Below are 9,073 nucleotides of genomic sequence, written 5' to 3' on the forward strand. Positions count from 1 at the left end.
ATCACCGACCGCATTCAGCACGCGGAGGACGACCGCCCGCCGCTTACCGCCGGCACCGCGTCACCAACGTCCGTTCCACCTACAGCTGTATGAGGCACGAACGTTGGTGACGCAACCGAGTTCTTCTCGCCAAAGTGGCGCTAGAACTATTGGTTTGAATATTTCACGTACCCCACCATTACGAGGGGACAATGTTCAACTTACGGGGAGCCAATAGCGGCTTTATCGCAACTCGCCCCGCCGACGCTGTATCCCCTCTAGTAGGGTCGGACGGAACGTCGCACCTGCTTTCTCCGAGGGACCCGCTCAACTGGTCATGTGCTGGCGTCGATCAGGCTTGGATCGACATTCGGATGTCGCGGAACCCGTAGGGCGTCTGCATCTTCGATCCGTCGCCGCGGAAGACGGCAACCTGCAGCATGAGTTGCCAGAAGCCGATCTGTTGCGCCGAGGGGAGCGTGATGGTCGTGATTACTTCCACCTCCGTATCGACCCCGGTCGTTGTCTGCGTCTCCATCGAGAAGGTCTCGGTGTATTTGGTCGAAACGCTGGCGGACAAACCGTCAAACTCCAGTCCGAAATCTGCTGAGATTTCCATGGAGGTCGACTGGGAGAAGGTCTGCGAGTTGGTTTCGGAGGTGCCCAGCATCCGGCGGATATCGTAGCTCCCACCGGCCGGCGAAGGGATATTTTCGATCGACTGCCAATAGGGTTCTGCGACAACGAAATAGAAGGGGGAGTTGTCCGGCCTGTCGGGGAAGCTGGAGTCATTGGCGACGGCCATCCAGGGGACGACGGTCACAGCGCTAACGCCTGCGTTCAACTTCGTTCCTGTTGGCTTCGGCGTATTCGGATCGGGTAACTGGGCGTCCAGTTCGAGCGTGACTGCTGGCTGTTTCAGCAGCAGCGCATAGTTGGGTATCGAGCCATCTTCCGGATCAGGCAGGAATGTCTGAGGAATGACTAACATCTCGGCATGGTCGAGTCCGGACTGCGCAGTCGCAGTCATCACTGACGAGTAGAGGCTCCCACTGTGGGACGTCCAATATTGTTTGGCGGATGACCAGGTCATCTGACGGTCGACGAGTCGAACGAGGTCCGCCCGGACGCACCAGTAGGCAGTTGGATCGGGATGACTTCCGTTCTGCCCCCAGCAAAGTCCCATCGCCACATATCCCGTCGGTGCGACTGGGACAAAGTAGGCAATGTTGTTGGGGTTCTCCGAGTGCTTGTCGTCGGCAATCCAGGAGAAGCCTGTTGGCTGCGCCAGAGCCGTTGGATCGCTTGTGTTAGGAGCGAACAGGAGTGTTCCGGGCGGCGCGACCTGTCCGTCCGTCTTGCCGTTGGCGAACGGCAAGGCTGTTGTCATGATGTCACCGAAGGGGCGATAGGCACCGGTCACCTTTGACGACTGGCACTGGAAGAAGGTCGCGTTCGGCGGAATTTGAAGATGCGTCAAGGCCGACGTCCAGATTGACCGGAAACGGCCGGAATTCTTCTTGTCTACCTGAACCATCATCGACCCGAAGTCGATTCCCGGCGCGGTGTTGGCTTTCTGTATTTCCGCGCGAACGGCGGCAGATGCGGCATCGTCAAATGCGCTATTGGTCTCGATATTCATGATTTCCCCTCGGCGGAATTGTGAAACCCTACAGTTTGATACCCCAGGTCGAATGAATTCGATTGCTGGGTAACAGCTTCGAAAACGATCAGGTCGGTGCCGCCGTCGTTTGTCAGTGACCACACTGATGCGTCACCCGGTCGCGAGAACGAAGTCCTTGCGGACACCGATCCAGCGTTGCGGGCCCACACCACGGTCACGGCTCGCGATAGCTTGGCTGTCCCAGCGGCATGAACGTACTGTCGGCGCGCGCGGAAGGTATTCGGTGGCCGTAACCGCCACGGTGATGGAGAGCGGTCCGATACAAGTGTGGAAATGTCATCGTTATCCGGGATCGCCACCAGTGTGGGTGTGGCGGATGGAGAACTGTCACAAATGTGTACGCCCTTCCAGTTCGACCGCGCCCGTAGGGGAATGTGCAAGCGCCGCGGGAAGGCACGCACCAGACGGAAGATATATGACAAATCGTCTATACGTAACAGTTTTCGTGTGGTCATTTGAGGACACTGCTATCCAGTGGACACTATCGCCCCTGTTTGGCGGGGCCCGCACGGTCCATGCCCTCGACGCACCGAAGCGGACGCCTCAGATGATCGTGTAGCCGAGTTCGTGCGCTGCGGTGTAGATGCGGTCGGCCAACGCCGGATGACTCAACGGCTGCGAGAACTCAGGGAGAGCGGGGAAGGCGTCGGCGGCGCGTTCGAACAACGCCATGCACACAGTTCCGGCGTACCGGCCCCGATAGATGATTCCATCGAGATTGTCATGGGCGCGGTGAATTGTCCTGGCCCAGTGCTGGGTTCGGCGGTGCGCTGCCGAATCGAGCGCATGGTTCCCGCCGACACGGGTTGCCCACACTCCGGCGCCGATTCCGGACACATCGAGAAGGCGCAGCGTACGCACGAACCTCACACCTGTCAGGAACGGTTCGCAGTGCCGCCGGTCAATAGTGCGTGAGGATTGGAATGCTTCGGCCAGAGCACCACGGGGATTGCTTGCGCCGTACCAAATTCCGTATCTCCCCCGATCGCCCGGAGGGAGCGGATGATGATCGAACCGAAGGACCGGACCGAAGGTGCGAAGTCCGTTCCAGGCAATCAAGTGGGGGCCGGTGGTGCGGTGCACGCGCCAGACCACATCGCCGGGTGTCCACTCGAGCATCTCGTCGGGAAGTATTCCCGCATCGCGGAGGTCCTCGATCGACGGCGGCGCAGGCAACATTACCGCCATCTATGCGGATTCCCACTGCGCCGAGGCGATCACATCGGCGGCCTGGCTGATGTCGTCGTCGGTTCCAGCGCACCCGGTCAGCCACGCCACGATCGACACCGGCTCTCCCTCGACGATCAACGACTGCTGTGGCGTGGTGAGCAACGCCTGCACAGACAGCGGATGCATGTCGCCCTCGAGCAGCGGAACGATCCGGTCGAGGTGCGGCACCTGACCGGTAGAGGTGAACTGGGCAGGCGGAAGCAACCGGTGTCGGCCAGAGGCGAACGCCCACAGCTTGTGTTCGGCGAGGAGCTGCCGGATCCGCGCCGGCGTGACACCGAGCCGCTCGGCGGTCTCCGGGATGGAGAGAGATTCGTGCACCAAGTTCTGCATGCGAATATCGCGATCCACCCGCGCCGACGCCGCCGCCACCGGATCCGCGACAAACCCGGCATCATCGAGAATGTGGGCGTCGTGAGCAGAAAGGACCGGCGCGATACCCCTGCGTTCGGAGGCGAGGCCTTCCAGGATATGCCAGAGATGACTTCGGTCGAGATCGGTGCCCGTGACCTCTTTCAGTGCGTCTTCGAAGGGAAGATCACCGTGTAGGAAGCGGTCTTTAGTACTGCTGGTCGCTGCGTCCGACATCTCCATATCCTTTCGTTGATTTTCGCACGTAAATCAATGATAACGGACGGGAGAGGCCGACGGCCACCGATCAAGACCCGCGGCTGCCCGTGGCTACCGTGCGGACGATCGGCATCCGCCCGTCCGTAGGTGTCCGTCGCGATGCCATCACTTGTCGGAATGTGCGCGAACCTGTTGCTCCAGCTCAACAATCGGCTCATCATCGCTATCGATGTGAATCTGGCCGGCGGCTCGTTCGCAAAGACGAGGTCTGTGTCTCTGTCTGTGTCGGCGAGTGCGGCGTGTCCGGACCACCACGTGGGGTTGCGGAGGTAACCCATCATCCAGATCACCCGTGGTCGGTACTTTCGGCTCGACCTTCACAGTGAGAACATCGGCGGTAATGGACCCGACCGAAACAAGTTTGACTTCGACTGGCTGCGCGGTAGTTCCGCGGTCGAACAACAGAGCGCCCTGAGGTATCTGACATCGGGCACGCAATCGTGCAACGCCAAGAAGCCGTAGGCTGGGGTACGAAGGTGATCGACAAGCTCGCGGTCGATCTCCGAGCATCTTTCCCCGACATGCGTGGGCTCTCTCGAACCAATGTCAAGTACATGCGGCAGATGGCGAGCATCTGGGACCGCGGTGTAATTGGCCAACAACCTGTTGGCGAATTGCCGTAGGGCCACATCACGGTGTTGCGCGACAAACTCGACAACCTGTCCGACCGCAACTGGTACGCAGCAACAGCGGCCGAACACGGCTGGTCCCGCAACGTTCTGCACAATCAGATCAACAGCGGTTTGCGACGCCGAATCGGTGCGGCACCGTCGAATTTCCAGGATCAAATTCCGGCCGAAGACTCCGATCTCGTACAAGAATTGGTGCGTGACCCGTACGTCTTCGATTTCCTCGACATCACCGAACGTGTCGGGAGAACGTGCACTGGAATCTGCACTGATGCGTTGGCTGGAGCAGTTTCTCCTCAGAGACATCCGACAGCGTGGACTGACTCGACCATGGTGACGATGTCGAACCTGCCGCCTGCCCCGCCCGGTCAGGCAATCACCGCACGTGACTTCTCCGCCCGAAAAGTCTTTCGCGCGTCCGACAGTCCTCGACCGACTGTCCTCGACCGACTGTCCTCGACGTCGCCCTGGTGATCGCGGTTGCCGTTGCCATTGGGATTACGGTCGCACTTCTGCTCGCCGACGTCCTCGCGGGCATAGCGGTGGCCTTCGGCACCGCAGTCGTCTTCCGGTTCGTGCTCCGCGCGATCAATTCTTGAGAACGAAAGGTTCGGGTATGCCAGAGGGATGGTTCGTTGCGCAGACCGCTTCCACCGTGACCGAGGTCCGCGACGTTCCTGAAGTCCCTGAAACTCGCATCTCCGTTTACAACAGTTGAGGAGAAAGTCATGCCGTCACGCAACACCATTGCCCGTAGCCTGCACGACCTCGGAGCAGCAGCCTGGTTCGGAGGCTCGCTGATGGGGGCGATCGGCCTCAACGGCGCTGCCAGCGAAGTACAGGACCCTCAGGACCGCGCACGCGTTGCAGCGTCGGGTTGGGCGAAATGGTCCCCTGTCAACGCAGCCGCTATCGGCGCCCACCTCGTCGGCGGTGGCGTACTCCTGTATGCGAACAAGGATCGTGCCCGACATCAAAGCGGTGTCAAAGCGAACACGATCACCAAGCTGGCTCTCACCGGGGTCGCGCTCGCGGCAACGGCGTACAGCGGCGCGCTCGGCGCCAAGATCGCCCAAGCAGACAGCCAGCCCGTCGAGGGTGCCACCGAACCGGACCCCACGACCTCGCACGACGTCGCCGCCGCTCAGCAGCAACTGCACTATCTACCGTGGGCTCTGCCGGCACTGACCGGTGCCATTGTCATCTTGGGGGCCCAGCAAGGAGAACAGCAGCGCCCCACCCAGATGCTCACCGGACTCGCTTCCACCCTCGCCCACCCTGGGCAACTCTTGTCCCAACTACCAACTAAGCAACACAGATGAGTTGCCAATGCTGATGCACGACGACGACAAGCCGCAGGACGCCACTCGCACCGCGGATTATCCTCCTCGCGAGTGCTCTCACGTGCGCTTTCGGCATCGACACCCACTGCGGACTGCACATAAAGTCATCGATAAGGACCTCGGCACCGATCGACTCACCATTCTGTGCGACTGGATCGTCCTTCGTCGGTGGCGTCTTTCTCGAACAGTTTTTCACCAACATTGACGAGGACCCGGTTGTGACCATCATCGGGAATGCAGCACTGCAGGCTGGTTCATGACCCGCTCGGCGACGGTTCGGGACAACTACGCACACGTCATCGACTTGTTCGCCCGGATCGCCTCGCTGCCCGACGACGCCCCCGAACGTCAGCAACTGCGCACGCAGAACACGAGAAATGGGTCTCACCGCCGCGGTATCACGTGTCAGTGATGCGCACACTCGCCAGGAGTTCCTCGGCAACGACCCACAATTTCGTGTTACTGCGTTGAGATTTCTCGACCAGCATCTCGAATGCGGCAACCGCATCGACGCCGTGCACCGCCATCAACACCCCCTTGGCCTGGTCGATGACCGCACGCGACTCGAGAGCACGCTCGAGCTCGAGGGCGAGCTGGTGCGCACCGCGATACCGTTCGGTGCTGCTGATCGCATAACCGGCAGCGGTGGTAAACAGATTCATCAACGCCACCTCCGACCTTGCAAACCCATCCGGGCGGCAGCCGTACACATTCACCGCCCCCGTACCCACGCCGGCCTCGAGCGGGGGCAGCGGGATCGACAGAAAGCTCGCCACGCCATAGGTTCTCGCCTCGGTAGCGAAGCCGGGCCACCGCTCCACGGCAGCATTCTGGTCCGCGACAACGATCTCCGCGCTCTCCGCCGCCTCGAGGCACGGCCCCACTCCGCTGCGGTACTGGAGTTCGTCGATCACCGCGACGGCTTGTGAGGTCAGCGCCGCCGTCGAGGCACTGCCCTCCTGGTCGAGAACAGTCACCCCCGCCATATCCGCATCCTCGACCAGCTCGACCACATGCTCACACAGCCGGTTCAGATACGTTTCGACGTGCTCGTCCGGGTTCAACGCCAGATACAAATCTTGTAAGGCCTGCGCGGTGGCGTCGAGCGGAGGAAACCACCGATCGCCTGTCGCTGCGCCGGGTACAGCATCCATCTCATACCTGCCCATACTCCGAGGAGACCTCACAGAGCGGCTACAGGTGAATCGATCTCCAGTTGTCGGTACATACCGGGTGTCCCGGACACCGCCGACCGAAACGCAATTATCGATAGGGTTTCACCGGCGCCGAGGTGTGAATGCAGGCGCCGATGAACCCCGCACCTCCCCGCAGAGTTTTTTCCACTGCCGCACCTGACAGATATCCAACTCCCGGCAGATCGAACCGTGCCGTTGTCGCCAACCGGATCAGCTCGTATCAGTTCCTTTGTCGAAAGTCAAGACACGCAACCACAACCATCCCGACGCACAACACAAGTAGAAGCAACCCAACATTGACCATCGTGTCTCCCACCTGATGTCTCCTCCGCCGACGACACAACCAGTCAGTGAACGAAATTCAGGTGGCAGACGAGGCCAGCCTGTCGAGGAGTAGTTTCTTGCCGACCTCCCCACCTTTGCGGCTCTCACTCTGAGCTTTCCGGAACAAGTCGGCGAGTTCGCCGTCGCCATCGCGCTCGGCATCATCGATGTAGGTCTGCATACGTAGCGCATTGCTCAGGGACGCTTCGACGAACCAGATCAGGTTGTAGTCCTTATCTTGCGTTCCGGTCACAGCTCCGCTCTCTTGATCGGCCATGTTCTCACTTCCTTCTCAGATCCCCCATTTCCCCTCACACCTGGCGGTACCCGGCATGGACGCTCTCCAAGCACAGGGCGCAGCCCTGCCCGCGACTGAGCCGACGAGAACCTCCAATCGAAATCCGATGTGCACCTCCGATCGTTTCTGCGGGTTTGGGTGTGAGTTTTGACCATCGATTTCCCCTCCCCGTGCCCGCCGGCGTTTAGTAGTAGCGGGGTGGGGAAACATTTGGGTCATCGACTACCGCGTCGAGTCGAGGAATCCGCAATGATGAGGTCGATCGCTTCGGCAGGCCCCGCGATCACCGCGAAGTGCGGATCGACAACACCCGTTACACACCACGCATGATCCGCTGGCCACATGAACGCAGGATTCTGCACCGTCTCATACCGTTCCGTCTTGACGGCGCTCCCCCAGTCACCCAGATCCGTAAGTGCACCACGGAACAACCAATAGTCACGGTTAGGGATCTTCACCATCGGAAGCTCATCACCGATGACGTCCCAGCCCCAACCGTCCCACAAGCAGAAGAAGCAGTCGTCGGGAGTGGACGTGTCCGAGGCCAATATCTCTGCGACAATCTTGAACTGGTCAATCTCGGTGAGATAGCCATCACCCGTAGGGGGTAAGAGCGTCCGCCGGACTGCTAGCGTCGTTTTCACTTTGACCCTCGTGTGTCGGATCTCATTCTCCCTGCGCAACGTCGGGGTGAATCGCACCGGAGTTTCCGGGGACTTCATCCTTTGGGAAAGATGGAGTCATGTCGTCAGCAACGAACAAAAGGTACCCGCCCGAACTGCGTGAGCGGGCAGTGCGGATGGTCGCCGAGGTCCAACACGAGTACCCGTCGGAGTGGGCCGCGGTCGAATCCGTGGCCGACAAACTCGGTATCGGAACAGCGCAGACGTTGCTCAACTGGATCCGGAGAGCGCAAACCGACGCCGGCCAGCGGCCCGGCGTGACGAGCGAAATGGCAGCGGAAATGCGCAAGCTTCGCGCTGAGAATCGGGAACTCAAGCGTGCCAACGAGATCCTGAAGTCGGCATCGGTTTTCTTCGCAGCGGAGCTCGACCGCAACAACAAGTGATCATCGACTACATCAACCGATACAAAAGCGAGTACGGCGTCGAGCCGATGTGCAGGGTGCTCAGCGAGCACGGCTGCTCTATTGCGCCGTCCACCTACTACGAAGCCCGCAACCGTCCTGCATCTCGACGGTCTGTGCGCGACGAAGAGCTCAAAGCCGAGGTCAGCCGTGTGCATGCCGAGAATTATTCGGTCTACGGCGCACGCAAGGTGTGGCTGGAAATGCGCCGAGAGGGCATCGACGTGGCGCGGTGCACGGTCGAACGGTTGATGGGTGTCCTCGGGCTCGAAGGGGCGCGCCGAGGCAAGGCCAAGCGCACCACGATCGCCGATCCGCAAGGACATCGCGCGGACGATCTGGTGCAGCGAAAGTTCAACCCGGTCGCGCCAAACATGTTGTGGGTAGCCGACTTCACATACGTTTCGACATGGTCGGGCTGGGTGTACGTCGCGTTCGTCATCGACGCGTACTCGCGGCGGATCCTCGGATGGCGAACCGCGACGACGATGACGACACCGCTGGTGCTCGATGCCATCGAGCACGCAATCTGGACCCGACGCCGAGAAGGGATCACCGACCTGTCGGGGCTCATTCACCACAACGACCGCGGATCGCAAGGCGGATTCAACTGGTCGTCGCAACACCGTCCCGCGGGAGTGAGTGTACTTGTTTAGCAAGGACTTCCGCGGGT

At 60.6% G+C, this 9,073-nt stretch carries 9 protein-coding genes, 2 pseudogenes and 1 other annotated feature; of the genes and pseudogenes, 5 read left to right on the forward strand and 6 right to left on the reverse strand.

Annotated elements, in window-relative coordinates:
- Positions 1-331 precede the first annotated feature (331 nt).
- The 3 genes from V2B23_RS30465 to V2B23_RS30475 all read right to left on the reverse strand — a co-directional run bounded on the left by V2B23_RS30465 (position 332) and on the right by V2B23_RS30475 (position 3,481).
- Positions 332-1,621, reverse strand: a complete 1,290-nt coding sequence (locus V2B23_RS30465; RefSeq protein ID WP_430953628.1) for a Vps62-related protein — start codon at positions 1,619-1,621, stop codon at positions 332-334.
- Between the two features lie 585 nt (positions 1,622-2,206).
- Entirely contained in the window at positions 2,207-2,851 is a 645-nt protein-coding gene (locus V2B23_RS30470) for an RES family NAD+ phosphorylase (RefSeq protein WP_430953629.1), read from the reverse strand.
- Positions 2,852-3,481 (reverse strand): hypothetical protein, encoded by a 630-nt coding sequence (locus V2B23_RS30475; protein ID WP_430953630.1) that lies wholly within the window; start codon positions 3,479-3,481, stop codon positions 2,852-2,854.
- A 464-nt stretch (positions 3,482-3,945) separates the two neighbouring features.
- On the opposite strand from V2B23_RS30475, the pseudogene V2B23_RS30480 reads away from it, so the two are divergent.
- The 4 genes and pseudogenes from V2B23_RS30480 to V2B23_RS30495 all read left to right on the forward strand — a co-directional run.
- Positions 3,946-4,450 (forward strand): annotated as a pseudogene (locus V2B23_RS30480) (DUF1016 N-terminal domain-containing protein); the annotation flags it as partial.
- 172 nt (positions 4,451-4,622) lie between these two features.
- Positions 4,623-4,751, forward strand: a complete 129-nt coding sequence (locus tag V2B23_RS30485) for a hypothetical protein (RefSeq protein WP_430953631.1) — start codon at positions 4,623-4,625, stop codon at positions 4,749-4,751.
- A 129-nt stretch (positions 4,752-4,880) separates the two neighbouring features.
- Positions 4,881-5,474: a hypothetical protein gene (locus V2B23_RS30490; RefSeq protein ID WP_430953632.1), complete on the forward strand. Its 594-nt coding sequence runs from the start codon at positions 4,881-4,883 to the stop codon at positions 5,472-5,474.
- Between the two features lie 277 nt (positions 5,475-5,751).
- The gene (locus tag V2B23_RS30495) at positions 5,752-5,907 is read left to right on the forward strand and encodes a hypothetical protein (RefSeq protein ID WP_430953633.1); all 156 of its coding nucleotides are present in this window, start codon (positions 5,752-5,754) and stop codon (positions 5,905-5,907) included.
- Here V2B23_RS30495 and V2B23_RS30500 read toward each other — a convergent pair.
- The 3 genes from V2B23_RS30500 to V2B23_RS30510 all read right to left on the reverse strand — a co-directional run bounded on the left by V2B23_RS30500 (position 5,894) and on the right by V2B23_RS30510 (position 7,957).
- Entirely contained in the window at positions 5,894-6,649 is a 756-nt protein-coding gene (locus V2B23_RS30500; RefSeq protein ID WP_430953634.1) for an ANTAR domain-containing response regulator, read from the reverse strand. The genes V2B23_RS30495 and V2B23_RS30500 overlap by 14 nt on opposite strands.
- A gap of 403 nt (positions 6,650-7,052) precedes the next feature.
- The gene (locus V2B23_RS30505; RefSeq protein ID WP_430953635.1) at positions 7,053-7,292 is read right to left on the reverse strand and encodes a hypothetical protein; all 240 of its coding nucleotides are present in this window, start codon (positions 7,290-7,292) and stop codon (positions 7,053-7,055) included.
- Positions 7,293-7,528: 236 nt separating this feature from the next.
- On the reverse strand, positions 7,529-7,957 hold the full coding sequence (locus tag V2B23_RS30510) for a hypothetical protein (RefSeq protein ID WP_430953636.1): 429 nt from the start codon (positions 7,955-7,957) through the stop codon (positions 7,529-7,531).
- Between the two features lie 98 nt (positions 7,958-8,055).
- On the opposite strand from V2B23_RS30510, the pseudogene V2B23_RS30515 reads away from it, so the two are divergent.
- Positions 8,056-8,999: pseudogene (locus tag V2B23_RS30515) on the forward strand (IS3 family transposase); the annotation flags it as partial.
- Positions 8,343-8,471 (forward strand) — a sequence feature (AL1L pseudoknot). Its footprint overlaps the pseudogene before it by 129 nt.
- Positions 9,000-9,073 lie beyond the last annotated feature (74 nt).

The organism is Rhodococcus sp. 24CO (assembly GCF_050586165.1).
Lineage (GTDB): Bacteria > Actinomycetota > Actinomycetes > Mycobacteriales > Mycobacteriaceae > Rhodococcus_F.

What these genes read in the sequence shown, in the direction of transcription:
- V2B23_RS30465 (WP_430953628.1), bottom strand. Translation starts at nt 1,621, where the DNA reads ATGAATATCGAGACCAATAGCGCATTTGACGATGCCGCATCTGCCGCC.
- V2B23_RS30470 (WP_430953629.1), bottom strand. Translation starts at nt 2,851, where the DNA reads ATGGCGGTAATGTTGCCTGCGCCGCCGTCGATCGAGGACCTCCGCGAT.
- V2B23_RS30475 (WP_430953630.1), bottom strand. Translation starts at nt 3,481, where the DNA reads ATGTCGGACGCAGCGACCAGCAGTACTAAAGACCGCTTCCTACACGGT.
- V2B23_RS30490 (WP_430953632.1), top strand. Translation starts at nt 4,881, where the DNA reads ATGCCGTCACGCAACACCATTGCCCGTAGCCTGCACGACCTCGGAGCA.
- V2B23_RS30495 (WP_430953633.1), top strand. Translation starts at nt 5,752, where the DNA reads ATGACCCGCTCGGCGACGGTTCGGGACAACTACGCACACGTCATCGAC.
- V2B23_RS30500 (WP_430953634.1), bottom strand. Translation starts at nt 6,649, where the DNA reads ATGGATGCTGTACCCGGCGCAGCGACAGGCGATCGGTGGTTTCCTCCG.
- V2B23_RS30505 (WP_430953635.1), bottom strand. Translation starts at nt 7,292, where the DNA reads ATGGCCGATCAAGAGAGCGGAGCTGTGACCGGAACGCAAGATAAGGAC.